A 26,357-nucleotide genomic window follows, 5' to 3' on the forward strand; every position below is an offset into this window, starting at 1 on the left:
ACCCCCCGGCAGTGAAGGCGTTCGGTCAAGGATTTCCCACGGAAAAGTACACAGAACCAGCCGACCGTAACGGTGCGGCCGGGCACTCGCCAAACCGGAGACCCGTCCCGGCGGAGGCCCAGGAAACATAGAGCCCATCGACGTCGTTACGGTTATGGACGACCTCTATCGAAGGGAAGACCGTGTCCGCTCCGGACTCGTGGAGTCTTTGCCCGTGCTCGTGCACGGGTTCCTCTGAAGGCTCGCTACGGTGAGTGCTTATCTCGGCCTGCTGGCCCTTATCCTCCTCACGGCGGCGACCGGCTATTTCGTCGCCCAGGAGTTCGCTTTCGTCGCCGCCGACCGCGGCATCCTGCGCGAACAGGCCTCCGCCGGCGACGCCGCCGCCGAGAGAGCCCTCCAGGTGACCTCCCGCCTGTCCTTCATGCTCTCAGGCGCGCAGCTCGGTATCACGGTCACCGCGCTGCTGGTCGGATTCCTGGCCGAGCCCGCGATCGCCGTGATCGTACGCCCGTGGCTGGCCGGCTGGGGGCTTCCCAGCGCCATGATCACGGGCGTCTCCGTGGCCACGGGCGTGTTCGTGGCGACCGTGGTGCAGATGGTGCTCGGCGAGCTGGCGCCGAAGAACCTCGGCATCGCCAGGCCGGAGGCGGTCGCCAAGTTCCTGGCCCGCTCGACGCTCGCCTATCTCGCGGTGGTGGGGCCGGTGGTCCGGTTGTTCGACTCGGCCGCCACCGGGCTGCTCAGGCGGATCGGGATCGAGCCCGTGGAGGAGGTCGAGCACGGCGTCACGCCGGAGGAGCTCTCGCGCATCATCGCGGAGTCCACCCAGGCGGGCGAGCTCCCTCCGAAGTTGTCGGAGCTGCTCGAACGGGCGCTGGAGTTCGGCGACCGCAACGCGGAGGAGATCATGGTCCCGCGGCCCCGCGTGGTCGCGCTGCGCGCCTCGCAGCCCATTTCCGACCTGCTCGACGCCATGCGCGCGTGCGGCCACTCCCGCTACCCGGTGCTGGCCGAGGACGGCGACGTCGTCGGCGTGACGGGCGTGCGCGAGCTGCTCGCCTCCGGCAAGGAGGAGGGCCCGGTCTCCACGATCACGCGCCCCGCGCTGCTGGTGCCGGCCTCAGTGCCGCTGCCCGCCGTTCTGGAGCGGATGCGGGCGGCCAAGGACGACGTCGCCTGCGTCATCGACGAGTACGGCGGCCTGGCCGGCGTCATCACCGTCGAGGACCTGGCCGAGGAGCTGGTCGGCGAGCTCGTCGACGAGAACGACCCCGAACCCGTCGGCGTGCTCGAACACCCGGGCGGCGTCTGGGAGGTGCCGGGCAGCCTCAGGCTCGACGAGGTCGAGCGGGCCACCGGCGTGGCCCTGCCGGAGAGCGACGACTACGACACGCTCGCCGGGCTCGTGCTCGCCAGACTGGGCAGAATGCCCGACCAGGGCGACTCGGTGACCGTACCGATCAAACCCGACTCCGACCCGTTCGCCGAGGACGTCGAAGAGCACCTGGCGGAGCTCACGGTCATGTCACTCAACCGCCGGGTGCCCGAATGGGTGCGCCTGGCCCCGGTGCGACACGCGGAGGCCGCCCGATGAGCATGATCATTCTGGGCCTGGCACTGCTGGCCTTCAACGCGCTGTTCGTGGCCGCCGAGTTCGCCTTCGTCTCCTCGCGCCGCCACCGCCTGGAGGAGATGGCCGCGGGCGGCAACCGCCTGGTCAGGCTCACCGCCAAGTCGGCGGTGCGCGGCGGCCGTCAGCTTTCCCTCATGCTGGCCGGCGCCCAGCTCGGCATCACCCTGTGCACGCTGGGCCTGGGCCAGGTGACCGAGCCGGCGATCGAGCACTATCTGGAGCCCGTCTTCGCCATGGCCGGCGTGCCCGAGGGCCTGCGCCTGCCGATCGCCCTCACGATCTCCCTGGCCCTGGTGACGTTCCTGCACATGGTCATCGGCGAGATGGCCCCCAAGTCGTGGGCGCTGACCCACCCGGAGCGCGCGGCGCTCCTGCTGACGCTGCCGTTCCGCGGCTTCACGTGGCTGATGCGCCCGCTGCTGTCCACGCTCAACGGCCTGACGAACGTCATACTCCGCCTCTTCGGCGTCAAGCCGAGGGACGAGCTGGCGACGACCAGAACCCCGAGCCAGCTCGCCATGCTGGTGGGCGAGTCGGGCCGCATGGGCCTGCTCGACAGGGAGGAGCACGACCTCCTGACCCGCGCCCTGCGCCTCGACAACGAGGGCATCGAACGCCTGATGACCCCGATCGCCCAGGCGGCGAAGGTGCCACCGACGGCGGACACCGCCCAGATCAAGCGAACGGCGACGGCCACGAACCACCTGCGCCTCCTGGTGGAGAACGAGTCAGGCGTCCAAGGAGCCCTGCACGCCAGAGACGCGCTGCTCAACCCGGGGAAGACCGCACGCGAGCTGGCCAGGAAGGTGCCCAGGCTCCGCTCGACCACCCAGATCCCCGAGGCGGTGACGGCACTTCAGGAGGGCAGGGCCCATCTCGCCCTCGTCACGGACCAGCAGGACACGATCATCGGAATGGTGACCCTCACGGACCTGGTGGGCACACTCCTGGACACCCGAACCAAAGCTGGCGTAACTGTGAACTAAAACACACACCAACCGCAAGCCACCAGAAAGCGTCCTGCAACCACCAGGACGTACAGTCCGACAGGCGCCCATCAGACAGTTTCTTGAAAAGGAAGACCCCGGCCCTTGCGATCCGCAACAAGCTTCGCCAATGTGGGTCTGCACAAACGAACCCAGGACCACGACGTAAGGGAAGGCACCCGACAAGGCGAACGGGGCAACCACCCCGACACCCGCAAGTCGGCCACCGACCCAACAAGCCGGCCCCGAACACCCAGCACGACATGGTCGACCAAACCACCAGCTCGAACCAGCCACCAGCACGACAAGCCTGGAACGGCTCACCAGCACCACAAGCTCGAAACCAGCCACCAGCACGACAAGCCTGGAACGGCTCACCAGCACCACAAGCCCGAAACCAGCCACCAGCACGACAAAGCTGGAACGGGTCACCAGCACGACAAGCTTGGAACCGGTCACCAGCCACAACATGGTTGTGAAGGGGGCCCGGGGGGAACCCCCGGGAGCGCCAGCGTCCTGCCTGGGGGTCCGGGGGTTATCCCCCGGGAGACACGACGAGGGGACCCGAGGGAGCAACGCCTGAAAGGCTTGCGACCAAGGATCCCCTGTCAACGAGTGGGCGAGGAGGGATTTGAACCCTCACGTCCTTTCGGACACACGGACCTGAACCGTGCGCGTCTGCCGTTCCGCCACCCGCCCTTGTGGGTGCGGAAAGAACAGTAGCACGGAACAGCCACTGGTACTGAACCCGGATACGATCGCATAAGACACGGGAGCGGAGGAGCTGGGCGCGACAGCTGACGAGCGCCAGGGACGCCGTGAAGTGGAACGAGCGGGAACCGGGCGCCACCAGCGCCTGGGGGCCGCGATCATATGCACGGAGGAAGGGAGGTACCCGGTGGGAGTCCTTCAGCGCTTCGAGCGAAGGCTCGAAGGCTTGGTTGAGGGAGCCTTTGCGCGGGCGTTCAAATCTGACCTTCAGCCGGTCGAGGTCGCCAGCGCGGTTCAGCGGGAGATGGATGAGCGTGCGGCGATCGTCGCCCAGGGCCGTACGCTCGTGCCCAATGACTTCGTGGTTGAGCTGTCCACGACCGACAGCGAGCGGCTTGAGGTCTACGCCGACAGCATCAGCCACGAACTGGCCAACCTCGCCAGGGAGTACGCAAAGGAGCAGGGCTACTCCTTCGTGGGACCGGTCCGGGTGCGTTTCGAGACAGCGGGCGACCTGGCTGTCGGTTTGTTCCGCATCAGGTCGGGTGTCATCCGCGGCGCCACGGTCGAGCAGGACGAGATCCGCCATCCGGCGAGCGACCTGCCTCCGTCGCGGCCGCACGCGTTCCAGGGGCGGCCCAGGCTGCTCGTCTCCACCCAGGACGATCCGCAGGGCGACCGTTCCTACGAGCTCACCACTCCGGTGACCTTGCTCGGCAGGGGCACGGACTGCGATCTTCGTCTGGTCGATCCGGGCGTTTCGCGTCATCACGCGGAGTTGCGTGTCGAGGGCCAGCTCGTGGCCCTCGTCGATCTCGGGTCGACGAACGGCACTTTTGTCAATGGCCAGCCGGTACGCAGGATCGAGCTCCAGAACGGCACGCGAGTGACGTTGGGGCGCACGACTCTGGTGTTCCGGCGCGATTAGGGGTAGACAGACGGTCCATGTCCGAGCTCACGCTGCTGCTGATCCGGCTCGCCTTCCTGGCGGTGCTGTGGTTTTTCGTCATTGCCGCAGTCGGCGTGATCCGGACTGACTTGTTCGGTTCACGCACGGCTCCCGCGGGCCCACGCAAAGGCGTGAAACCCGCCAAACCCGTGGCCAAGCCCAAGAACAAGAAGGGTGAGCCACGCCAGCTCGTCGTTACCGGTGGCCCCTTGCAAGGCACCACCATTAACCTCACGGAGACGCCCATCACCATTGGCCGGGCGAACGACGCCACGCTGGTAGTCAGCGACGACTACGCATCCAGCCGGCATGCCCGGCTCTTCCCTCAGGACGGTCAGTGGATCGTGGAAGATCTCGGTTCGACGAACGGCACGTATCTCGACCGCTCGAAAGTCACCCGCCCGACCCCGGTGCCGCTCGGTGTTCCGATCCGCGTCGGCAAGACAGTCATTGAATTGCGCAAATGACCATCGCACTCCGCTACGCCGCCCGCTCGGACGTCGGCCTCCTCCGCGAAGGGAACGAGGACTCGGCGTACGCTAGCGGCCGCCTGCTCGCCGTCGCCGACGGCATGGGCGGGCACGCACACGGCGAGGTGGCGAGCTCAGTCGCCATCGACGCCATGGCCTCTCTGGAAGAGGCTCAACAGGGGGGTGACCTGCTCAACGCCATCGAGGCAGCCGTACGCGACGCCAACCGCAAGCTGCACGAGATGGTGGGGCGGGATCCCAGCCTCAAAGGCATGGGCACGACTCTCACGGCCATGCTCTGGCACGGCACCCAGGTCGCCCTGGTGCATGTCGGCGACTCGCGCGCCTACCTGCTCAGACGCGGGGAGCTCTACCAGATCACCCATGACCACACGCTGGTCCAGCAGCTCGTCGACGACGGGCGCATCACGCCGGAGGAGGCGGCCACGCACCCGCAGCGGTCGATCCTGCTGCGCGCGCTCGACGGCAGTGGCGAGGTCGATCCCGACCTCACGCTCCGCGAGGCGCAGGTGGGCGACCGCTACCTGCTGTGTTCCGACGGCCTGTCGGGGGTGGTGAGCGCGGAGACGCTGCACGCCACGCTCACCAACATCGACGACCCGGAAGAGGTCGTCCGCCAGCTCATCGACCTGGCGAACAGGGGCGGCGGGCCCGACAACATCACGTGCGTGCTGGCCGACGTGCTCGACATCACCGAAGGGCAGCAGGTGCCGGGCGACGCCGCCGTCGTGGGCGCCGCGGGCATGAACCGGCTGCGCGGGGGCTCGGGGGAGGCCGAGCCGCCGGGGCGAGCCGGCGCGGTGACCGCACCCCAGCCGGTGATCGCTGATGATGACGGCTTCGACGAGCCGGTGGCGCAGGCGTCCCGGCGGTCGGGCCGTCGTCGTCTGTGGCCCGTGCTGGTCACCGTGCTCGGCATCGGCACGCTCGCCGTCGGCGTCGGCGGTTACTTTGGATATCAGTGGACCCAGGACCAGTTCTTCGTCGGCGCGAGGGGCGACGAGGTGGTCGTGTTCCAGGGGATCAAGGTCGAGGTGGGCCCGTTCCAGCTCTTCGAGGTCTCCAGGCCCACTGGCCGGCAGCTCTCCAAGCTGTCGGAGGCGGATCAGGAGCTCATCAAGAGCACCTTCCCCGTCACCACCGTCGACGAAGGCATCACGAGGATCAACGCGTTGAAGTTCTCCGAGGACACGCAGAGCGAAGCTTCCCCGTCCGTCGGCCAGTCGCCCACGCCCACCGTGAGCGCGACCAAGACGAAACAGCAGCAATAGATGAGCGAAGTCGCCGCCGAACCGGTCCCGATGCCGGCCAAGCGCCGCGGGGCCCAGCTCGTCATGCTCGCGCTCGCGGTCGTGGTCGTCATGGGCGCGTACGCCAACGTGGGCCTGGCGATGGATGGCGCGATCCCCTCGGGGATGCTGACGTACGGCCTGAGCCTGGGCGTTCTGATGCTGGCCGCCTACCTGGTGCTGGCGAAGTTCGCGCCGTGGGCCGATCCGCTGATCCTGCCGCTGGTGACGCTGATCAATGGGCTCGGCCTGGTGATGATCTTCCGGCTCTCCGAGTCCGACTCGAGCCTGCCCTCCGCCAAGCTGGCCTCGCCCAACTCGCAACTGATGTGGACACTCGTCGGCATCGTGCTGTTCAGCGTCACGCTGATCTTCCTGCGGGACCACCGCGCACTGCAGCGCCTGACCTACACGGCGGGCGCCGCGGGCCTGCTCCTGCTGGTATCGCCGTTGATCCCTTTCCTCGGCCAGGAGATCAACGGCGCCAGGATCTGGATCGGCATTCCCGGCCTGGGCCAGCTCCAGCCTGCCGAGTTCGCCAAGCTGGCGCTGGTCGTTTTCTTCTCCGGCTATCTGGTCGCCAAGCGCGACGTGCTCGCCCTCGCCGGGCGGCGGCTGCTCTTCATCGATCTGCCGCGCGCACGTGACCTGGGCCCGGTCCTCATCACCTGGGGTGTCAGTCTCGGCGTTCTGGTGCTGCAGAAAGACCTGGGGTCGTCGCTGCTGCTGTTCGGCACGTTCATCGCCCTGCTCTACATCGCCACACAGCGTGTCTCCTGGGTGATCATCGGCATCCTGCTGTTCGCGGGCGGCGCCATCCTGGCGGGTCTGGTTTTCGACCACGTCCAGCAACGGTTCGAGGTCTTCCTCAACCCGAGCGACCCCGAGCTCTTCGACCGCGTCGGCGGCAGCGCGCAGCTCATGCAGGGGCTGTTCGCCATGGGCTCGGGCGGCATCCTCGGCACGGGGCTCGGCCAGGGACACCCCGAGTTGATCCCGCTGGCCTTCTCCGACTTCATCTTCGCCGCGGCGGGGGAGGAGCTGGGCCTGACGGGCCTGATGGCGCTGCTCATGCTCTACGCCCTGGTGGTGCAGCGGGGCCTGCGCACCTCACTGGCGGCCCGTGACCCGTTCTCGAAGCTGCTGGCGGGCGGCCTGTCGTTCATCCTGGCCTGGCAGGTGTTCATCATCGTGGGCGGTGTGACCAACCTGATTCCCCTGACGGGCCTGGTGACTCCGTTCATGTCGCAGGGTGGCTCGGCGCTGCTGGCTAACTGGATCCTTATCGCGCTATTGGTACGCATGTCGGATGCGGCGCGGAAGCCTCCGCCCCAGGCGATCCAGAACGAAGGAATGACGCAGGTGTTCCAGCGATGAACAGCACGCTCAAGCGCACGGCCGTGGCCTGCCTGGCCATGTTCGCGCTTCTGATGGTCAACGTGAACTACCTGCAGGCCGTGAGGGCCGAAGGCCTGAGCACCGACGCTCGGAACACCCGTAACTTCTACGACCGTTACGCCGTCGAGCGCGGCCGCATCACCGCCGGCGGCAAGGTGATCGCGCAGTCCGTCGAGACCGACAGCACGGAGTTCAAGTTCGTCAGGAAATATCCGGAGGGCGAGCTCTACGCGCACATCACCGGCTTCTTCTCGCCGGAGAGCGCGAGCGCCATCGAGGGCACCCACAACAGGCTGCTCGACGGCTCCAGCAGCGACCTGCTGCTGAGGCGGAGCATCGATCTGTTCACCGGTGAGCCCACCAAGGGCGCCAACGTCGAGGTCACGATCGACCCCAAGGTGCAGGAGGCCGCCTACGACGCGCTGCGCGAGAGCGGCAAGCGCGGCGCCGTCGTCGCGCTTGAGCCGAAGACGGGCGCGATCCTGGCGATGGTCTCGCTGCCGACCTACGACCCCGCCGAGCTGTCACTGACCGACAAGAGCAAGGTGTTCCCGCGCTATGACGAGCTGGCCAAGCAGAAGAACCAGCCGCTGCTCAACCGTACGATCGACCGCACCTATCCGCCCGGATCGACGTTCAAGGTCGTGACCATGGCGGCCTACCTTGAGGACGACACCTCGCGGGGGCCGCAGACCACGGTCGAGGCGCCGCAGCGGCTCCCGCTGCCCAACACGAACATCAGCCTGCCCAACTACGGCGGCGCCGCCTGTGGCAGCGGGCAGGTCACGCTGGTGTTCGCGCTGGAGCGCTCGTGCAACACGCCGTTCGGCAAGATGGGCATCGAGCTGGGCTACGACAAGGTGCAGGAGCAGTCGGTCAAGTTCGGCATGGGTGAGGAGCTCGCGATCCCGATGGGCGTGGCCAAGAGCGACTTCGGCCCTCGTGAGGACGAAGCCGCCGTCGCGATGGCCTCCATCGGGCAGCGCAGCAACCAGATGACGCCGCTGCAGATGGCCATGATCTCCGCGGGCATCGCCAACGAGGGCACGGTGATGAAGCCGTACCTCGTGAAAAAAGTCACTGACTCCAAGGGCGACTCGATCGAGGATGCCGAGCAGGAAGAGTTGAGCGAGGCGGTCAGCACCGAGACGGCGGCCAAGCTGCGCGACATGATGGTGAGCGTCGTCAGCAACGGCACCGCCAACCGGGCGCAGGTGCCGGGCGTCCAAGTAGCGGGCAAGACGGGCACCGCGGAGACGGCCGACGGCCAGCCTCCGCACGCCTGGTTCATCTCCTTCGCTCCGGCCGAGGACCCGAAGGTGGCCCTGGCGGTCATCGTGGAGTCGGGTGCGGCCAACGTCGGCGCGGAGGCGACGGGCGGCGGCACCGCCGCGCCGATCGGCAAGGCCGTCATGGAGGCGGTGCTGAACAAGTGAGTGACGGTAACCTGCTGAACCATGCGGCTCCGTAACCGCTATCTCCTGATCTCCCGCATCGCCACCGGCGGTATGGGGGAGGTCTGGCGTGCCCGTGACGAGTTGCTCGGGCGCGAGGTTGCGGTGAAGGTCCTGCGCAGCCACATCCACGCCGACCCCACCTTCCGCGAGCGCTTCCGCAACGAGGCGAGGCTCACGGCGGCGCTGGCCGATCCCGGGGTGGCGCAGATCTTCGACTACGGCGAGGAGAGCGATCTCGCCTACCTGGTGATGGAGCTGGTGCAGGGCGAGCCGCTGTCGGCCATCCTGGCGCGCAACGGCGCGCTCGGGGCCGAGGTGGCGCTCGACGTCGTGCACCAGACGGCCAGGGCCCTGCACGCCGCCCACTCCTCCGGGATCATCCACCGCGACATCAAGCCGGGCAACCTGCTGGTCACGCCCGAGGGCACCATCAAGGTGACCGACTTCGGCATCGCGCGGGCCCTGGAGGCGGCGCCGGTGACGCAGACGGGCACGGTGCTGGGCACGGCCCAGTACGTCAGCCCCGAGCAGGCGCAGGGTTTCCCGCTCACGCCCTCCACCGACCTCTACTCCCTCGGTGTGGTGGCCTACGAGTGCCTGGCGGGGCGCACGCCGTTCCGCGGCGACACCCAGGTGGCGATCGCCCTGCAGCACCTCAACGAGCCGCCGCCGCCGCTCGGCGTGGACGTCCCGTCGCAGGTGCGCGAGCTGGTCATGGCGCTGCTGGCGAAGGAGCCGGGGCAGCGCCCGGCCACGGCGCTCGAACTGACCGACCGGGCCCACATGTTGCGCGAGTCGCTGGCCGGCGCCCGGTCCGGCGCCGACCTCAGCATGCTCACCGACCCGGGCGGCTTCCGCGTACGCGAGTCGTCGCCCGAGTCGCCGCCCGAGGACCAGCAGGCGACCGACCGCATCGCCCCGGCCACCGAGCCGCACGGCCCGCCGGCCCGCAGGCGCCGCAAGGGCGCGCGGACGCTGGCCGTGGTGGCCACGGCGGGCTGCGCGGCCGCGGTCGGGCTCAGCGCCGTCACCTTCGCCAACCGGCAGCCGCCCCCGCCGACGCCCGACGTGGCGGAGCCGAGCGAGTCGCCGCCGTTGACGCCGCAGCGGAGCGAACCCACGAAGAAGAAGCGCACCAAGCGGCCTCCAGCGCTTCCGGTGAAGTCGCAGCGGCCTATACCCTCTCGGTCGGCTACCGTAAGCAAGTCGGCAACGCCCAGCAAGAAGCCGACACCAAAACCGACACCCACACGGACGACGCGGACCCCTACGCCCACACCGACCCCTACGCCCACCACCACACCCACTACCCCGACACCCACCGCCTCGCCGGACCCGGGTGAGACAAACCCGCCCAAGGAGCAGACGTGACGCGCAATGGGGTCGATGATGGACACCGGCGGCCCCCCGAGCAGGCCGGTACCCAAGATGAACGGTAAGGGACAGTGCAGGAAATGACTCAGCCTCGGCTACTCGGAGGTCGTTACGAGCTCGACGGTGTCGTCGGGCGCGGCGGCATGGCCGAGGTGTATCGCGCCCGAGACATCCGGCTGGACCGCATAGTCGCGATCAAGACGCTCCGGTCCGACCTGGCCCGCGACCACACGTTCCAGGCCCGGTTCCGCCGCGAGGCGCAGTCGGCGGCCTCACTCAACCACCCTGCCGTGGTCGCCGTCTACGACACCGGCGAAGACGTCACCGACGGCACCCCCGTGCCGTACATCGTGATGGAATACGTCGACGGCCGGACGCTGCGCGACCTGCTGCGCCAGGATCGGCGGTTGCTGCCCGAGCGCGCGGTCGAGCTGGTCGACGGCATCCTGCGGGCTCTCGACTACAGCCACCGCGGCGGCATCGTGCACCGCGACATCAAGCCGGCCAACGTGATGATCACGCGGGCGGGCGACGTCAAGGTGATGGACTTCGGCATCGCGCGGGCCATGGCCGACTCCGCGGCCACCATGACGCAGACCGCGCAGGTGATCGGCACGGCCCAATACCTCTCGCCCGAGCAGGCGCGGGGCGAGCGGGTCGACGCCCGCAGCGACATCTATTCCACCGGCTGCGTGCTCTACGAGCTGCTGACGGGCCAGCCGCCGTTCACCGGCGACTCCCCTGTCGCGATCGCCTACCAGCACGTGCGCGAGGAGCCGATCCCGCCGTCCCAGATCGACCGTGAGATCCCCCAGTGGGCCGACGCCATCGTGCTGAAGGCCATGGCGAAGGATCCGGCGCACCGCTACCAGAGCGCGGGCGAGATGCGGGCCGACATCCAGCGCGCGATGTCCGGCATGCCGGTCGACGCCCAGACGATGGCGATGACCGGCGACTACGGCCAGGGCACGCGCATGATGCCCTCGCCCCAGACGTCCGGCGGGCCGGCCACGCAGCGCAGCGGCGCGATCCCGCCCTACGAGTACGACGACGGCGACGGCGGCGGCCGGGGCGGCCGGCGCAGGGCTTCCGGCGGCGGTGGCGGCAACGCGGTCAAGACCGCGATGTGGATCATCATTCCGCTGCTGATCATCGGCGGGTTCATCACGGCCGGCTACCTGGTGTTCGGCTCCAAGGACACCCCGGCCGAAACGCAGATCGCGATCCCCGAGCTCTCGACGCAGAAGGGCACGTTCGCCGAGCAGAAGCTCAAGGGCCTGGGGCTCAACGTCGCGATGGAGCAGGAGTTCAGCTCAGACGTCGAGAAGGGCACCGTGATCAGAACGGAGCCCGTCGCCGGCACCAAGGTCGACAAGGGCGCCAGCGTCAAGCTGTTCGTGTCCAAGGGCACCGAGCGGGTCAAGGTGCCGGCCAACCTCGTCGGCATGCCGCAGGCGGACGCCATGGCGGCCCTGGAGTCGGCCGGGCTGCGCGGCACGGTCAAGGCGAAAAACTCCTCCAAGGAGCAGGGCACGGTCATCGACACCCGGCCGAAGGCCGGCGAGTCGCTGGAGAAGGGCGGCACCGTCACCCTCTACGTGCCGAAGGAACTGGCCGAGGTGCCCAGCGTGATCGGTCTCACCCAGGAGGACGCGACCTCCCAGATCAAGAGCGCCGGTTTCAAGGTCAAGACCTCGCCGCAGCCCAACGAGCAGCCCGAGGGCACGGTCATCCAGCAGAACCCCGGCGAGGGCACCAAGCTGCCGCAGGGCACGACGATCACGATCGTGGTGTCCACCGGTCCCGGCGACACCGCCACCGAGCCGCCGCCGAGCGATGAGTTCCCGACGGACGAGTTCCCGTCGGACGAGCCGACCGACGAGCCGACCGACGAGTTCCAGGACGAGCCGCCGGCGGACGACAACCCGATCGGCGACGGCGGCTTCGGCTGAGCCTCGCACGTGACAGGGCCGTCCATCCCGAGAGGATGGGCGGCCCTTCGTCATGTCGCGCACGTGCCCGGCCGTCAGGCCATGCGTACGCCCGCCGTCAGGTCGCGCACAACGAAGAACGCCCCCGCCGCTCGGGGGCAACGGCGGGGGCGCTCACTTGTCTGTCGTCCGGGGCGGGAGGTTTGTTACACGATCCGGCGCAGCCAATTGCCGAGCAGCCGGTGGCCGTGCTCGGACAACACGGACTCGGGGTGGAACTGGACGCCTTCGACGGGCGCCCTGCGGTGGCGCAGGCCCATGATGACGCCGTCGCCGGTGCGGGCGGTCACGTCGAGCACGTCGGGCACCGTGCCGGGCAGCACGGCGAGGGAGTGGTAGCGGGTCATCCGCACGGGGGAGGGCAGCGCCTCGAACACGCCCTCGCCGTCGTGCAGGACGGCGCTGGTGCGTCCGTGGAAGAGCTCGGACGCGCGGGCCACGGTGGCTCCGTGGGCGATGGCGATGGCCTGGTGGCCGAGGCAGACGCCGAGCAGCGGCCGGTTTCGTGCGACCGCGTGGCGGACCAGGGGCACGCTCACGCCGGCCGCCTCGGGCGTGCCGGGGCCGGGGCTGACGAGCACGCCGTCGAAGCCGTCGGCGTCGCTCACGGCCACGTCGTCGCGTGACCGCACGTCGCAGTCGGCCCCCAGCTCGCGCAGGTATTGGACGATGGTATGGACGAAGCTGTCGTGGTTGTCCACCACCAGCACACGGGTCATTTCCTGACGGTCACCTCGTCCAGCGTCACCACGGGCTCGAAGAGCGGGAACACCACCCACCAGAGTACGGCCATCGCCACGACGACCAGCACCAGGGCCGTCAGCACCCTGGTGCGCGTGGGGCCGGGCAGCTTGCGCCAGAGCCAGGCGTACATGTCACTCCTCTCGCGGTTCGCTCTCCTTTAGCACGCCGTACACGATGAGGCGCTCGGCGGCCGAGTATTCGGGGTGGCAGGTGGTCAGGGTGATGAAGGCGCGTACGGGGCGGATGTCGGGCTTGCCGGGCACGGGGGCGAGCACGTCCACCTCGTCGGGCCGGACGATGTCCTGGGAGGTGACCCGGTAGGTGTAGCGGGCCTCGCGGGTCTCCACGATGATCTCGTCGTCGCGTTCGAGCTCGTCGATCTCGTTGAACGGGGCCGCGTACGTCGTGCGGTGTCCCGACAGCACGAAGTTGCCGACCTGGCCGGGGAGGGCGCTGTCGGGGTAGTGGCCCGGGCCGCGTTTCAGGTGGGCGGTGCCGACGCCTTCGACGATGGCGTACTCGTAGTCGCGGCCCAGAGCGGGGATGCGCAGCACGGCGAGGGCCTGGCCGGGTTCGACCGCGCTCAGGCGCTCCTGTGCCGCCCTGTCGGCCGCCAGCTCGCGCTGGAGCAGCAGTTGCTGCTGCTGGGTGTAGGCGCCGGTGCCCCAGAGCAGGTAGGCGCAGAACAGCATGAGGATGAGGCCCGCGGTGATGCTCGTCTCCCCCACGGCCCGGAGCATGGCCCGCATGCGATCAGGGTATTCCTGGACGATGCGGGCTCCGGGGATCGCCATGTCGTGCGCGTGGCGACTATCCTTGGCACGCTCGCACTACTGTGCTTGAACTACGCTTACCGAAAGGCCTGTGGACGATCCGGAAGCCCAGGCCCTCAGCAGGAGTTACCCAGTGCCCAAGTCGAAGGCTCGCAAGAAGGCGGTTTACACCCCGCCGCAGAGGTCCCAGCAGGTCAAGGTCAGCCCCCGCTGGCTGGCGCCCACCATGGTCACGGCGTGGATCATCGGCATCCTGTGGATCGCCGTTTATTACGTCGCTCCGACGACGCCCTTCATCGGCGACCTCCAGAACTGGAATCTGCTGATCGGGTTTGTTTTCATCATCTTCGGTGTGGTGCTTTCCACCCGCTGGCGTTAGTTCTTTCCACAGCCTTTTCCACAGCCTGGGGAAGCTCAGGCCAGGGCCAGGATGGCCGACACCCTGACCAGGATGAGCGCCGCCAGCACGATCAGCGCTCCGCCGATCGCCAGCATCTGCCACAGGGTCCTGTTGTTCTTGGGGGCGTAGGCCAGCGCCCCCGCCAGCAGTGAACCCGTGATCAGCCCGCCGATGTGTCCTGTCCAGCTGATGTTGGGGAAGACGAAGGTGATCACCAGGTTGATCACGATGAGCACGGCGATGCCGCGCACGTCCATGCTGAGCTTGCGGCCCACCACGAACACCGCTCCGAACAGGCCGAAGATGGCTCCGGACGCGCCGACCGTGGGCTGGTTGAGCGGGTCGACCCAGAGGCCGAGCGCCGAGCCGCCGAGCGCGCTGATCAGGTAGAGGGCGGTGAAGCGGGTGTGCCCGAAGGCGCGCTCCAGGTAGGGGCCGATGACATAGAGCGCCCAGCAGTTGAACAGGATGTGGAACACGCCGCCGTGCACGAACGCGGCGGTGAGCAGCCGGTGATATTGGTCGAGCAGGGCGACGCCGGCGGGCCACATGGCCAGCTCGCTGGTGATCGCGTTGCCCGCGACATATTGCACGCCGAAGACCACGACGTTGATGACCAGGATCGTGTAGGTCACGATCGGCGTGCGGACGATGGCGCCGCCGAAGGTGGATCTGGCCTGGCGGAGGCCCTTGTTGCCCTCGGCCACGCATTCGGGGCACTGGAAGCCGACCGCCGCGTCACGCATGCAGTCGGGGCAGATGGGACGCTCGCACCGCTGGCAGCGTACCCAGGTCTCCTTGTCGGGGTGCCGGTAGCAGGTGGGCACCGCCTCAGCGGGCTGCTCGGGCTGCGGGGGCGGGCTCGGCGGCTGGCTGGTCATGACCGAAGCCTATGGCTTGCGCGGGGATGCCGCGTGACCGCGAACGCCCGCGCTCCGGCGAGGCCGCCGCTGGACGGCCCCGCAGCGCCGGAGCGTGCTGTCGCGCGGAGGTCAGGCAGGAACGCGGTCGATGGTGACCGACTCCAGGACGACGTCCTTCACGGGGCGATCGGCGGCGCCGGTGCGGGTCTTCGAGATGGCGTCGACGACCTCCCGGCCCTCGACGACCTCGCCGAAGATGGTGTGCTTGCCGTTGAGGTGCCGCAGCGGCGCGCCGACCGTGACGAAGAACTGCGAGCCGTTGGTGCCCTTGCCGAAGCGGATGCCCGCGTTGGCCATGGCCAGCAGGTAGGGGCGGTCGAAAAGCAGCTCGGGGTGGATCTCGTCGTCGAACTCGTAGCCGGGGCCGCCGACGCCCTGGCCCAGCGGGTCACCGCCCTGGATCATGAAGCCGGAGATCACCCGGTGGAAGATCGTGCCGTCGTAGAAGGGGCCGGTGCCCTTCTCGCCGGTGCCCGGGTGGGTCCACTCGCGCGTGCCCTCCGCGAGCTCGACGAAGTTTCGCACCGTCTTCGGGGCCTTATTGGGAAAAAGCTCTATTTTAATGGTGCCGTGGTTGGTGTTCAGGTTAGCGATCAGCTTCTCAGCCACGAGACAGCTGCCTCCCTCTATGTACAGGGTCGGTTTTTCAGGTTCTCAGGACGGAGCCGGTACGGCCCAGCCCCGGCCATCCTCCCACGGACGGCCATGATTGAGCCCTCTTGTCCAGGGAAGGTCAGGCTCGGGCACCCAACGACAGGGGAGGTTGTCGTGTCCCTGACAATGAGAAAACGCCGCGTGGTCATGGAGGTTCCCGCCACGTGGATGGGCCGGATGAAGGCCCAGGCCGTCGCAACCGGCCACCGTATGGCGCCGATGGCGGACCAGGCCAAAGTGGTCACCGCCCGGCGCATCGAGGACGCCCGCTACTGGGCGGCGCCGCGGCTGGAGTCCGCGGCACACGGTGTCGAGGAACAACTCGCCCCCAAGGTCAGCCACATGCTGACCACGGCGGCCAGGAGGATCGATCCCAAGCCAGAACGCTCCCGGCGGTGGCCGATGCTCATGCTGCTGACCGGCCTCGCGGTGGGATCGATCGGCTACATGTTCTACCGCCGCAACGCCCAGCAGTGGACCGAGCACATGAAGGACTCCGCTTCCGATGCGTCACGCTGGGTCAACGAGAATGCGAACACGGCCGCGGAGTCGGCGGACCGGATGGCCGCGAAGGCCTCCGACAAGGCGGACGAGGCAGCTCGCAAGATGCCCTGAGTTCGCTGGGAAGCGCGCCCCCTGTCGACAAGGGGCGCGCTTCCGTTGTGCGGGGCCCCGATCGCCGGGCCGTGCAGCCCTCGCATTGGGACGTGTACGTGACATGTCCCGGCCGAAGGGGCATGGGCCGGCGCGACTCGGACGGCACGTAGCAGGTCGGCCTGGTGTGACGGGTCAAGGCTCCACACGCGGGGCCCCGGCCACGAGCCGGGGCCTCCGCGCGGGTTCGCGACCGTCGTCAGCGGAGCGAGCCGTTCACTCGGCCTTCTCGCACTGGATCTTGAGGGTCTTGGCCCAGCCCTTGTCGGCGTGGTCGCGGACCGTTCCCGGCTCGGCGGGCGACCGCACCGCGTCCCCCTCCTCGACCCGCGTGAGTGCTTCTGCCTTCTCCGCGGGCAGCGGCAGAGCCTTCACCTCCGCGGCCGGGTCGCCTTCCCGGAGCACCACCGTCTCCGCAGGCTTGGCCTTCCTGATCTCGCCGTCGGGGCGAGTCGCCTCGAATCCCTTCATGGGCTTGGTCTTCCTGATCTCGCCGTCGGGGCGAGCCGGCTTGACCCCCTCCATGGACCGGGCCCTGACGATCTCGATGGTCCTGCCGTCGCTGGTCTTGCAGATCACCTTCGTGCCGGCGGTGGGACGGACGGGCTCGTCTGCCAGGGCCGAGCCGGCCAGCCCGGTCACGGCCAGGGTGGCCACCGCGGCGAGGACCGCGAGACGTCGCTTGAACATGATTCTCCTTACTCGGTGACGAGTGAACGCCCCCGAGCCTGCTCGCGCGTACCTGAAGCGACCCTGAAGACGCCCGAAACGATCTTCAGGTTGGCTTTAGGTACGCTGCGGCACCCTGGTGCGTGTGCGAGTGTTACTGGTGGAGGACGAAGAGCGGCTGGCCGACCTGGTGAAAGGCGGCCTGGCCGGTGAGGGCTTCGCGGTGGACGTGGCGCACGACGGGCGCGACGGGCTCTGGATGGCCACCGAGAACACGTACGACGTGATCGTGCTCGACGTGATGTTGCCCAGGATGAACGGCTACGCCGTCTGCTCCAAGCTTCGCGAGGCGGGCGACTGGACGCCGATCATGATGCTCACCGCCAAGGACGGCATCTACGACGAGGCGGAGGCGCTCGACAACGGCGCCGACGACTACCTGGCCAAGCCGTTCAACTACGTGGTGCTGCTGGCCAGGCTGCGCGCGCTCGTACGGCGGGGCGGGCGGGAGCGGCCCGTGTCGATCAGCGTGGGCGACCTGGTGATCGACCCGGCCGGGCTGCGCTGCCACCGGGGAGAGTCGGAGATCTCGCTGACGCCGAAGGAGTTCGCGGTGCTGCACGCGCTGGCGCGGCGGGCCGGCGAGGTGGTGTCCAAGAGCGAGCTGCTGGCCCAGGCGTGGGACTTCGCCTACGACGGCGACCCGAACATCGTCGAGGTCTACATCAGCGCTCTGCGCCGCAAGATCGACGTGCCGTTCGGCAGGACGACGCTCATAACGGTACGCGGAGCCGGATACCGGTTGGAGGCGGCATGAAACGGCTGAGGACGTCGTGGGTGAGGCGGTCGTCGCCCAGGTCGTCGGGCTGGTCGTCCGTACGGCTGCGGGCGACCGCGGCGGCGACGCTCGTGGTGGCGCTCGCGCTCGGCGCCGTCGCCCTGGGGCTGGTGGCGATGTTGCGGGGCAGCCTGGAGCGCAGCGCCGACGCCGCGGCGGTCAGGAAGATCGTGGAGGCGATGCCGTACGCGCGGACCGTGTCCGTGGTGCCCGCGCAGCTGGGCGAGTTCCGCCCCGCGCGCAAGGCCGAACCGCGCGAGGTGCAGCGGGCGCCCGCGAAGGGGGCGAGAGAGCTGATCTACGGCAGCGACGGCGCGGTGGCCAGGATCGCCGACCCGGACGTCATGCTGACCAAGGCGGAGCCCGCTCCCGCCGCGACCGGCGAATGGGCCGAGCCCGGCCGGTACGCCATCGCCGGCGTCGAGGTGACGACCGAGGCCGGCCCCGCGATGTTGTGGTCCCGGGTCAGCCTGGCGAGCGCCGAGGACGCCCTGAACACGCTGTACGCCGCCCTGGTGCCCGGTGTGCCCGCCGTGCTGGCCGTGGTGGCCGGGATGACGTGGTTCTCGGTGGGCCGCGCGCTGGCCCCCGTGGCCGCGATCAGGGCGAAGGTGTCCGACATCACGGCGCGCGACCTGCACCAGCGGGTGCCCGTACCCGGTTCCAAAGACGAGATCGCCGCGCTGGCCACCACCGTGAACGCGACGCTCGACCGGCTGGAGACGGCGGTCGGCACGCACAAGAGGTTCGTCGCCGACGCGGCGCACGAGCTGCGCAGCCCGATCGCCACCCTGCGCGCCCGGCTGGAGCTGGCCGAGCGCAGCGAACTCACCCAGGAGGCGCTGGCCGACGTGGAACGCCTGCAGTCGCTGGCCGCCGACCTGCTCATGCTGGCCAAGCTGGACGCGGGTGAGCCGCCGCGTACGGTGGAGCTGGATCTGGGGCAGGTGGCGGCGGAGGAGTCGCTGCGGGTCAGGCGGCGGCCCGACGTGCGGGTGGAGCTCGACGTCGAGCCCGACGTGGTGATGAAGGGCTCACGCGCGCATCTCGACCGTCTGGTGACCAACCTGGTCGACAACGCCGTCCGGCACGCGGCCTCGACCGTGCGGGTGGGAGTGCGCGTCGAGGGCGAGCACGCGGTGCTGGAGGTGGCCGACGACGGGCCCGGCATCCCGCCGGAGCACCGGGAGGCGGTCTTCGACCGGTTCACCCGGCTGGACGAGGCCCGCGCCCGTGACGCGGGAGGGGCGGGGCTGGGGCTTTCGATCGCCCGTGACATCGCCGCGCTGCACGACGGCACCCTGGTGTACGAAGACGCCGGGTTCATCGCCAGATTCCCCCGGACCCCTGGCTAACCCGCGGGGAGGGCGCGGAGGTAGCTGGTGCAGCGTCTCGTGACGGCGAAGCCCGACCCGGTGTAGACGCTGACCGCTCCGGTGGGGTTGTGGGCGTCGACGCCGAGCCCGGTGCTGGTGTAGCCCTGCTCGGCGAATGCGGACAGGGCATGGGCGATCAGCGTGCTCGCCACGCCTCTGCCGCGCCATTCCTTCAGCGTGGCGACGATCTGGATCCAGGCCTGGCGATCCCCGGTGAGCGCGGCCTTCCGGTCGAAGAAGTGGGTGACCAGCGCGCCGACCGGCTGCTCACCCGCCAGGGCGACGAACGTGGCCTCGGGGACGAAGTTGCGGGAGCCGGTGATGGAGTGCCGCCAGCTCTCGGGGGTGTGCGGCACGCTGCCCCAGTGGTCGCGGAACGCCGCGTTGCGCACGTGGCGTACGCCGTCGTCGAGCTCGGGCGACCAGGTGGCGATCGACACGCCCGCGGGCGGGCGCACCGGGGGCAGGTCGCCGGTCAGGGACCGCTCCATGCGGGCGAAATGGCGTGCGGCCGTGAAGCCGGCGCCCTCCGCGAGCACCCGGGTGCCCGGCAGGTCGTCGAAGACGTCGAACGTGACCTCCACGGGCAACCCGGGATAGGGCTTCGCGCTCACCTTGGGCGCCGCGCGCAGGCTCCAGTCGATGACCCGCCGGCCGAGCCCCCGCCTGCGGTGGGCCGGGTGCACGCCGCCCCACAGATGCATCAGGTGCGTCTCGCCGGCGGACTGACGGGCCGGGAGGCAGCCGAAGGCGACGATCCGGTCGCCGTCCCTGGCCGCCAGCGTGCCCTCGGTCATGTCGAGCAGGCGGGAGCCGAGCCGCTCCGCCACGTCGTCGGTGCCGTAGACGGCGCCGGTCATGTCCTCGGCCTCGATGGCGGCCCAGAGCTCGGCCAAGGGCCGGGCGTCCTCCCGTGTCAGCGGTCCCCATTGCATGCGGGAAGCCTAGGTGAGCCTCTTCATGGTTGCCGTACCCGGGTGTTCTGGAACGAGGCGAAGCGCCAGCCCTCGGGGGTGCGCAGGGCGGTGAGGGTGATGATGGAGGTGCGGCTCGGGTCGGCCTGGCCGTCCACGGTGGAGCCGCCGCCCGAGATCACCAGGGCGACATCGCCGGAGAGCGCCTTGACGACCGGCTGCTCGCCGTCGGGCTCGAGCTTGATCGGGGTCTTGAACAGCTCCCTGTGCGTGTCCTCGATGGCCTGCCTGCCGCGCAGGTGCAGGCCGAAGAACGTGATGTACTCGGCGTCCTGGGTGAACAGCTCGGCGTACGCGGTCGCGTCACCGGCGTTCCAGGTCTCCGTCATGCGGGCGAGCAGGTGGGTGACTTCTGCGGACATGGCACTGCTCCTTCGGTTGCGGCGCCTATCCTGTGCATGCGAGTTCGGCAGGGCAGGCGCCTTGTTCGGATTTACGGCCGCCGGGGTGTTGGCGCACTCCGGCGGCCTTTCACATCTCGATCGTGGGGGACCAGTCGAGCTCCCCTTTGTCGAGGCGGTCGAGCAGCCCGGTGATCCAGGCGAGCTCGGCGGTGTGGAGCGCCTGCTCGTACTCGATCTCGAGCATGAGGACGCGCGGCAGGCCGCCGGCGTCGAGCGCGCGCATGTGGGCGTCCAGGCCGGCCAGGATGCCCTCGATCGCGGCGCCGCGGCTGCGCAGCGCGCGCTGCGCGTCCGCCAGCGGGAGGCAGCCCATGAGGGAGACGGCCGCGACGAACGTGAGCCGGTTGGGGTCGGGCGTCTCCAGCAGCCTGCGCAGCCGGGTGGCCAGCTCCTCGCGGCCCTCGTCGGTGATCTCGTAGACCGTGCGCTCCGGCCTGCGGCCCTCGCGGCCGGTGCCCGCGGGCACGATCAGCTCCTCCTTCGCCAGCCGCTCGACGGCGTGGTAGAGGCTGCGCGGCAGGCCGGTGATGAAGTCCTTGTGCGTGTCGACGATGAACCGGTGCAGCTCGTACGGGTGAGCGGCGCGCACCGTGAGCATGGCCAGCACGGTGAGGCCCACCAGGTCGTGCCGTCGCGCCATGCCGCCTCCCTCCATATTGCAAAATGCAATATAGCGCGACGACTTCGCCGCTGTCGAGGCCCGGACCCCCTCAGACCCCTTCAGGCCGCGTCGAGCTGCATGAAGGCGCGGTCGATCGCCTGCCTGGTCACGTCCTCCGGATAGGGGAAACTCTTGATCAGGTCGCGCAGCCCCTCCACGTGGGCCCGTTCGGCCAGCTCCGCCACCAGGGCCAGCTCCTCGCGCTGCGCCAGCGCGTACGCCCGGTCGACCACCGCGCCGTGCCCCGGCACGACCACCGGCTCGGGCATCTCCTCCAGCATCTTCCCCACGGTCGCCGGCCAGTCGAGCGGGTACGAGTCGCTGAACGCCGGAGGCGCCCCCTCCTCCACCAGGTCACCGGCGAACACCACCCCGGCGTCGGGAACCTGTACGACGACGTCGTTGCTGCTGTGCCCGAGCCCGAAATGCCGCAGGTGCACCATGCGACCGCCGATGTCGAGCTCGGCCGCCGTGCTGAACGTCTGGTCCGGGGGCACGATGGTGAGCTCCTCCAGCTCGTCGCGCAGCTCCGGCGAGTTCCTGATGACGCCGGCCCGCTGCCGCTCGCCGTACAGCTCCAGTTCCTCCCCGCACCTGACGTGGCCCCAGATCTCGGCGGGGCGGAAGAGCGCGTTGCCGAAGCAGTGGTCGAAGTGGGAGTGGCTGTTGACGATCGTCCACGGGACCGCGGTGATCCTCCTGATCGCGTCGATCAGGTCCGCCGCCTCCCGATAGGACGTACGGGTGTCGAGCACCAGGCAGTGCCCGTCACCCACGACCAGACCCACGTTCATGTCGTACGACCGGTGGCGCCGGACGTAGACCCGGTCCCCCACTTCCTGCCACTGCTCATTCATGCCCACGAACCCTACTTTTAGCATTGGACTCATGGCATATGACTTCCAAGTCGTCGTCGACACGGTCGACCCGCATCCCCTCGCCGACTGGTGGGCCGACGCGCTCGGCTGGCAGGTGGAGCCCTCGAACGAGGCGTTCATCCACGCCATGATCGAGAAGGGTCACGCCACCGAGGACGACACCACCACGCACAACGGCGCGCTGGTGTGGAAGGCGGGCGCGGCCATCAGGCATCCCGACGGGCTCGAACGTGCGCCGCGCGTGCTGTTCCAGCTCGTGCCCGAGGCCAAGACGGTCAAGAACCGGGTGCACCTCGACGTTCGCGTGGGGGCCGACAACATCGAGCCGGTCGTCGAGCGGCTGACCGCCAGGGGCGCGAAGGTGCTGCACCGCGGCCGCCAGGGCCCCAACTGGTGGATCACCGTCGCCGACCCCGAGGGCAACGAGCTCTGCATCACCTGATCAGCCCCGCAGGTACGCCAGCACCGCCAGCACCCTGCGGTGACCGTCGGCGGCCGGCGGCAGGTCGAGCTTGGCGAAGATGTTGGCGATGTGCTTGGCCACGGCCGCGTCGGTGACGACCAGCTCCTTCGCGATCGAGGCGTTGGAGCGCCCTTCGGCGATCAGGCCGAGCACCTCCAGTTCGCGCGAGGTGAGCCTGCCCAGAGGGTCGCGCCGCCGCCTCAGCAGTTGCCGCACCACCTCGGGGTCGACGACCGTGCCGCCCGCGGCCACCCGGACCAGGGCGTCGGCGAACTCGCGTACGTCGCCGACGCGGTCCTTCAGCAGGTAGCCCACGCCCGCGCCGCCGCCCGACTCGAGCAGCTCGGTGGCGTACGTCTGCTCGACGTACTGGCTGAGCACCAGCACCGCGAGGTCGGGGCGAAGGCGGCGCAGGCGCAGGGCGGCGCGCAGCCCTTCGTCGCTGAAGCCGGGCGGCATGCGTACGTCGGTGACCACGGCGTCGGGGCGGTGCTCGGCGACGGCGGACTCCAGCGCGGGCGCGTCGCCGACCCCCGCGACCACGGTGTGGCCGAAGCGTTCGAGCAGCCCGACCAGGCCCTCCCTGAGCAGGACGGCGTCCTCGGCGATCACTATGCGCACGGGATCTCCACTCGTACCAGGGTCGGACCCCCTGCCGGGCTGGACACCGACAGTCTTCCTTCCACGACGGCCAGCCGGTCGGCCAGGCCGGTCAGCCCCGTCCCCTGGGCGGGGTCGGCGCCGCCCACGCCGTCGTCGCGCACCTCGACGACCAGCGTGCCGCGTTCCGCCCGGCCGGTGACGGAGCCCCTGGTCGCGCGGGCGTGCTTGGCGAGGTTCGTGAGGGCCTCGGTGACGACGTAGTAGGCGGTGACCTCCACGGCGGTGGGCAGCCGTCCGGGCAACTCGACGTCGACGTCCACCGGCACCGGCGAGCGTCCCGCGACGTCGCGTACGGCCGCGGCCAGGCCCCGGTCGGTGAGCACCTGCGAGTGCACGCCTCTGATCAGCTCGCGCAGCTCGGCCAGCGCCTGCTTGGCCTCGTCGTGGGCCTGCCCGATCAGCCGTCCCGTGGGCGAGTCCTCGGGCAGGTCCAGCCTGGCCAGGCCGAGTGCCATCGACAGGGACACCAGCCGCTGCTGGGCGCCGTCGTGCAGGTCCCGCTCGATCCTGCGGCGTTCCATCTCGAACGCGTCCACCAGCCGGGCCCGGGACCTGCGCACCTCGTTCAGCTCCGGCCCCTGCGGCACGAGGACCGCCCGCGCCATCGCCCCGCGCGCGCCGGCCCAGGCGGTGACCGTGTACGCGGCCACGGGCAGCAGCAGCACGCCCGCCACGCTGACCGCGACCCCGACGGCGGGCATCACGTCCGGCTGGACGGCCGGGGTGAGGATGAGCAGCACCGGGCCCACCACGGTGAACAGCACCATGAGCAGGTCGATCCACCACATCGCGAGCAACGTCAGGACGGCGAGCCCGAGCTCACGCCCGCGCCGGTCTCGCGCCTCGGGAAGGGGCACGTCATCGACCAGCCGCAGCCGGCGCGGCTCGAACCACGCGACGGGCAGCACGGCCACCGCCACGACCGCCGCCCCCACGAGAAAGCCCCGCGGCGGCTCGATGAACGCCGCGGCGACGGCGGCCAGCGCGAAGGCCGCGCCGGGGACGGCGCCGCCCATCAGGTACGCCACGCTCCGCCACGGCCACGACGACCTGAGGAAGGGCAGCGGGCGCCTGGTCAGCGCCTCCAGCGCGGTCCGGTTGAGCACCTTACGACCGTAACCAGGGGCGCGGGGCAGGGCAGTAGTCCAGGGTGTACCTTTCCGGCGTCTCTACGCGCCGTACTGGAACTCCAGCCCCTCGAACGCGCCCGACGTGCGCCAGCGGTCGATGTAGGCGAAGAACGCCGTGGCCCCGTGCGGATAGCCGACGTTGAGCCAGCTGCGCAGGCCGAGGCCCTGGCCCTCGTTGTTGTAGTAGCCCGGCGTGCAGTCGGGTGAGCCCAGGATCCCGCCGCCGCCCGACAGCAGCAGCTCGATCCAGGCGTCCTCGGCCTCCTTGGTGACCTCGATCTCGCCGTAGCCGTGGTCGAGGGCGTGCCGCACGGTGAGCGCGATGGTCCTGCCCGCCTCCGTGAGGTTGTGCGGGATGTTGGAGATGAGGTTCGCGCCCTGCGTCGGCTGGACGAGGAAGACATTGGGGAAGCCGTGCGCGTGGATGCCGTGCAGCGTGCGCATGCCCTGCGCCCAGTGGTCCGACAACTTGACCCCGTCGCGTCCGGTCACCTCGTAGCCGGCGCGGCGGGTGTAGTCGGTGCCGACCTCGAAGCCGGAGGCGTAGATGACGCAGTCGACGACGTACTCCCTGCCCGCGGCCACGACGCCCTTCTCGGTGATGCGTTCCACGCCCTTGCCGTCGGTGTCGACCAGGTGGGTGCCGGGGAGGTTGAACGCCTGCAGGTATTCGTCGTGGAAGCACGGGCGTTTGCAGAGCTGGCGGTACCACGCCTTCAGCTTGCGCGCGGTCTCCTTGTCGGTGACGACGGCGTCGACCCGGGCCCGGATCTCCTCCATCTTCTCGAAGTCGGAGTCCTCGAAGGCGGCCAGCATGTTCTCCGTCGTACGATCCCCGGCCGGGAGCGCCCGGATGCGCAAGCGCACGCGGCGGGCCAGATCGGTCCAGCCGTCCATGACCAGGTCCTCGTCGGCCAGTGCGCCGGTCTGGTTGGCGGTGAAGTTCTCCAGCCAGCGCTGCTGCCAGCCAGGGGTCGCGACCTGGGCGAACCATTCCGGGTCGGTCGGCCGGTTGTCCCGCACGTCGACCGACGAGGGGGTGCGCTGGAAGACGTACAGCTCCTCGCAGGCCCGCGCGAGGTGCGGCACGCACTGTACGGCCGTCGCGCCGGTGCCGATGACGGCCACGCGCTTGTCGGCCAGCCGGTCGAGGGGCGCGCCCGACGGGTCGCCGCCGGTGTAGGCGTAGTCCCAGCGGCTGGTGTGGAACGCGTGCCCGCGGAACGTCTGGATGCCCGGGATGCCGGGGAGTTTGGGCACGTGCAGCGGGCCGATGCCCATGGTGACGAACCGGGCGGTGAAGTGGTCGCCCCGGTTCGTGCTGACGCGCCAGCGGGAGCGGGACCCGTCCCATACGAGGTCCGTGACCTCGGTGTGGAGCAGGGCGTTGTCGTACAGGCCGAAGTGTTCGCCGATGCGGCGGCAGTGATCGAGGATCTCGGGCGCGTGGGCGTACTTCTCCGTCGGCATGTGCCCGGTCTCCTCGAGCAGCGGCATGTAGACGTACGAGGCCGTGTCGCACTGCGCGCCCGGGTAGCGGTTCCAGTACCACGTGCCGCCGAAGTCGCCGCCCTTCTCGACGATGCGCACGTCCTCGACGCCGGCCTCCTTCAGCCGCGCGCCGGTGAGGAGCCCGGCGAAGCCGCCACCGATGACGGCGACCGTCACGTGGTCGGACTTAGGCGGGCGCTCGGTGACCGGGGTGTAGGGGTCGTCGAGGTAGTGCGCGAAGCGGCCGGTGAGGCGGAGGTACTGGTCATTGCCGTCAGGACGCAGCCGCTTGTCACGCTCTTCCCGATATTTCAGGCGAAGCGCTTCCTTGTCGATGATCGGGTGATCGGTCATGCATCCTCCGCGACGACGAGGGTCCA

At 69.6% G+C, this 26,357-nt stretch carries 27 protein-coding genes and 1 tRNA gene; 14 read left to right on the forward strand and 14 right to left on the reverse strand.

Annotated features, from left to right (window positions below):
• Positions 1-250 precede the first annotated feature (250 nt).
• Both E1295_RS13895 and E1295_RS13900 read left to right on the forward strand, forming a co-directional pair.
• Positions 251-1,597, forward strand: coding sequence for a hemolysin family protein (locus tag E1295_RS13895; RefSeq protein WP_132630679.1), 1,347 nt, complete (start codon positions 251-253; stop codon positions 1,595-1,597).
• Positions 1,594-2,622: a hemolysin family protein gene (locus E1295_RS13900; protein ID WP_132630680.1), complete on the forward strand. Its 1,029-nt coding sequence runs from the start codon at positions 1,594-1,596 to the stop codon at positions 2,620-2,622. The genes E1295_RS13895 and E1295_RS13900 overlap by 4 nt, the downstream gene beginning before the upstream one ends.
• A 616-nt stretch (positions 2,623-3,238) precedes the next feature.
• Here the strand turns inward: E1295_RS13900 and E1295_RS13905 are convergent.
• Positions 3,239-3,321: transfer RNA gene (locus E1295_RS13905), tRNA-Leu, on the reverse strand.
• 199 nt (positions 3,322-3,520) lie between these two features.
• On the opposite strand from E1295_RS13905, the gene E1295_RS13910 reads away from it, so the two are divergent.
• The 7 genes from E1295_RS13910 (at position 3,521) to pknB (ending at position 12,243) form a co-directional block, all read left to right on the forward strand.
• Complete coding sequence (locus E1295_RS13910; protein ID WP_132630681.1) at positions 3,521-4,261, forward strand: FHA domain-containing protein; 741 nt, start codon at positions 3,521-3,523, stop codon at positions 4,259-4,261.
• 17 nt (positions 4,262-4,278) lie between these two features.
• Positions 4,279-4,749: an FHA domain-containing protein FhaB/FipA gene (locus E1295_RS13915; protein WP_132630682.1), complete on the forward strand. Its 471-nt coding sequence runs from the start codon at positions 4,279-4,281 to the stop codon at positions 4,747-4,749.
• Positions 4,746-6,044: a Stp1/IreP family PP2C-type Ser/Thr phosphatase gene (locus E1295_RS13920; RefSeq protein ID WP_132630683.1), complete on the forward strand. Its 1,299-nt coding sequence runs from the start codon at positions 4,746-4,748 to the stop codon at positions 6,042-6,044. Before E1295_RS13915 ends, E1295_RS13920 begins: the two co-directional genes overlap by 4 nt.
• On the forward strand, positions 6,045-7,439 hold the full coding sequence (locus E1295_RS13925; RefSeq protein ID WP_132630684.1) for an FtsW/RodA/SpoVE family cell cycle protein: 1,395 nt from the start codon (positions 6,045-6,047) through the stop codon (positions 7,437-7,439). It abuts the gene before it with no gap.
• Positions 7,436-8,896: a peptidoglycan D,D-transpeptidase FtsI family protein gene (locus E1295_RS13930; RefSeq protein ID WP_132630685.1), complete on the forward strand. Its 1,461-nt coding sequence runs from the start codon at positions 7,436-7,438 to the stop codon at positions 8,894-8,896. The genes E1295_RS13925 and E1295_RS13930 overlap by 4 nt, the downstream gene beginning before the upstream one ends.
• 21 nt (positions 8,897-8,917) lie before the next feature.
• Positions 8,918-10,288 carry a protein kinase domain-containing protein gene (locus tag E1295_RS13935; protein ID WP_132630686.1) on the forward strand — a complete coding sequence of 457 codons (1,371 nt, stop codon included), beginning with the start codon at positions 8,918-8,920 and terminating at the stop codon, positions 10,286-10,288.
• 83 nt (positions 10,289-10,371) lie between these two features.
• The gene (gene pknB, locus E1295_RS13940) at positions 10,372-12,243 is read left to right on the forward strand and encodes a Stk1 family PASTA domain-containing Ser/Thr kinase (protein WP_132630687.1); all 1,872 of its coding nucleotides are present in this window, start codon (positions 10,372-10,374) and stop codon (positions 12,241-12,243) included.
• Positions 12,244-12,428: 185 nt separating this feature from the next.
• On the opposite strand, the gene E1295_RS13945 is transcribed toward pknB, so the two are convergent.
• The 3 genes from E1295_RS13945 to E1295_RS13950 are packed head-to-tail and all read right to left on the reverse strand — an operon-like array spanning position 12,429 to position 13,775.
• Complete coding sequence (locus E1295_RS13945; RefSeq protein WP_132630688.1) at positions 12,429-13,001, reverse strand: anthranilate synthase component II; 573 nt, start codon at positions 12,999-13,001, stop codon at positions 12,429-12,431.
• Positions 12,998-13,156, reverse strand: coding sequence for a hypothetical protein (locus tag E1295_RS48680; protein ID WP_166427214.1), 159 nt, complete (start codon positions 13,154-13,156; stop codon positions 12,998-13,000). The genes E1295_RS13945 and E1295_RS48680 overlap by 4 nt, the downstream gene beginning before the upstream one ends.
• A 1-nt stretch (position 13,157) precedes the next feature.
• Positions 13,158-13,775 (reverse strand): class E sortase, encoded by a 618-nt coding sequence (locus E1295_RS13950; protein WP_132630689.1) that lies wholly within the window; start codon positions 13,773-13,775, stop codon positions 13,158-13,160.
• A gap of 157 nt (positions 13,776-13,932) precedes the next feature.
• Here E1295_RS13950 and E1295_RS13955 point away from each other — a divergent pair, with 157 nt between their 5' ends.
• Complete coding sequence (locus E1295_RS13955; protein WP_132590961.1) at positions 13,933-14,178, forward strand: cell division protein CrgA; 246 nt, start codon at positions 13,933-13,935, stop codon at positions 14,176-14,178.
• A 35-nt stretch (positions 14,179-14,213) separates the two neighbouring features.
• Here the strand turns inward: E1295_RS13955 and E1295_RS13960 are convergent, their stop codons facing one another.
• Both E1295_RS13960 and E1295_RS13965 read right to left on the reverse strand, forming a co-directional pair.
• The gene (locus tag E1295_RS13960; protein ID WP_166427215.1) at positions 14,214-15,080 is read right to left on the reverse strand and encodes a rhomboid family intramembrane serine protease; all 867 of its coding nucleotides are present in this window, start codon (positions 15,078-15,080) and stop codon (positions 14,214-14,216) included.
• Between the two features lie 111 nt (positions 15,081-15,191).
• A complete protein-coding gene (locus E1295_RS13965; RefSeq protein WP_132630690.1) occupies positions 15,192-15,731 on the reverse strand; it encodes a peptidylprolyl isomerase in 540 nt (179 codons plus the stop codon).
• A 159-nt stretch (positions 15,732-15,890) separates the two neighbouring features.
• On the opposite strand from E1295_RS13965, the gene E1295_RS13970 reads away from it, so the two are divergent.
• Complete coding sequence (locus tag E1295_RS13970; RefSeq protein ID WP_132630691.1) at positions 15,891-16,391, forward strand: YtxH domain-containing protein; 501 nt, start codon at positions 15,891-15,893, stop codon at positions 16,389-16,391.
• A gap of 255 nt (positions 16,392-16,646) precedes the next feature.
• On the opposite strand, the gene E1295_RS13975 is transcribed toward E1295_RS13970, so the two are convergent.
• Complete coding sequence (locus tag E1295_RS13975; RefSeq protein ID WP_132630692.1) at positions 16,647-17,120, reverse strand: hypothetical protein; 474 nt, start codon at positions 17,118-17,120, stop codon at positions 16,647-16,649.
• Between the two features lie 124 nt (positions 17,121-17,244).
• Between E1295_RS13975 and E1295_RS13980 the strand changes: the two genes are divergently transcribed.
• Together E1295_RS13980 and E1295_RS13985 are read left to right on the forward strand one after the other, a co-directional pair.
• Entirely contained in the window at positions 17,245-17,916 is a 672-nt protein-coding gene (locus E1295_RS13980; RefSeq protein WP_132630693.1) for a response regulator transcription factor, read from the forward strand.
• A complete protein-coding gene (locus E1295_RS13985) occupies positions 17,913-19,292 on the forward strand; it encodes a sensor histidine kinase (protein ID WP_132630694.1) in 1,380 nt (459 codons plus the stop codon). Before E1295_RS13980 ends, E1295_RS13985 begins: the two co-directional genes overlap by 4 nt.
• Here the strand turns inward: E1295_RS13985 and E1295_RS13990 are convergent.
• From E1295_RS13990 to E1295_RS14005, 4 genes are all read right to left on the reverse strand, one after another.
• Complete coding sequence (locus tag E1295_RS13990) at positions 19,289-20,248, reverse strand: GNAT family N-acetyltransferase (protein ID WP_132630695.1); 960 nt, start codon at positions 20,246-20,248, stop codon at positions 19,289-19,291. The genes E1295_RS13985 and E1295_RS13990 overlap by 4 nt on opposite strands.
• A gap of 23 nt (positions 20,249-20,271) precedes the next feature.
• Complete coding sequence (locus tag E1295_RS13995; protein ID WP_132630696.1) at positions 20,272-20,649, reverse strand: SgcJ/EcaC family oxidoreductase; 378 nt, start codon at positions 20,647-20,649, stop codon at positions 20,272-20,274.
• Between the two features lie 109 nt (positions 20,650-20,758).
• On the reverse strand, positions 20,759-21,331 hold the full coding sequence (locus E1295_RS14000) for a PadR family transcriptional regulator (protein WP_132630697.1): 573 nt from the start codon (positions 21,329-21,331) through the stop codon (positions 20,759-20,761).
• Between the two features lie 80 nt (positions 21,332-21,411).
• Entirely contained in the window at positions 21,412-22,209 is a 798-nt protein-coding gene (locus E1295_RS14005) for an MBL fold metallo-hydrolase (protein WP_166427216.1), read from the reverse strand.
• A gap of 31 nt (positions 22,210-22,240) precedes the next feature.
• On the opposite strand from E1295_RS14005, the gene E1295_RS14010 reads away from it, so the two are divergent.
• Complete coding sequence (locus E1295_RS14010) at positions 22,241-22,672, forward strand: VOC family protein (protein ID WP_132630699.1); 432 nt, start codon at positions 22,241-22,243, stop codon at positions 22,670-22,672.
• Here the strand turns inward: E1295_RS14010 and E1295_RS14015 are convergent, their stop codons facing one another.
• From E1295_RS14015 to E1295_RS14025, 3 genes are all read right to left on the reverse strand, one after another.
• Positions 22,673-23,314: a response regulator transcription factor gene (locus tag E1295_RS14015; protein WP_166427217.1), complete on the reverse strand. Its 642-nt coding sequence runs from the start codon at positions 23,312-23,314 to the stop codon at positions 22,673-22,675.
• Positions 23,305-24,462: a sensor histidine kinase gene (locus E1295_RS14020; RefSeq protein WP_246080031.1), complete on the reverse strand. Its 1,158-nt coding sequence runs from the start codon at positions 24,460-24,462 to the stop codon at positions 23,305-23,307. Before E1295_RS14020 ends, E1295_RS14015 begins: the two co-directional genes overlap by 10 nt.
• A 63-nt stretch (positions 24,463-24,525) precedes the next feature.
• Positions 24,526-26,331 carry a flavin-containing monooxygenase gene (locus E1295_RS14025; RefSeq protein ID WP_132630700.1) on the reverse strand — a complete coding sequence of 602 codons (1,806 nt, stop codon included), beginning with the start codon at positions 26,329-26,331 and terminating at the stop codon, positions 24,526-24,528.
• Positions 26,332-26,357: the final 26 nt, after the last annotated feature.

The organism is Nonomuraea mesophila (assembly GCF_004352805.1).
Lineage (GTDB): Bacteria > Actinomycetota > Actinomycetes > Streptosporangiales > Streptosporangiaceae > Nonomuraea > Nonomuraea longispora.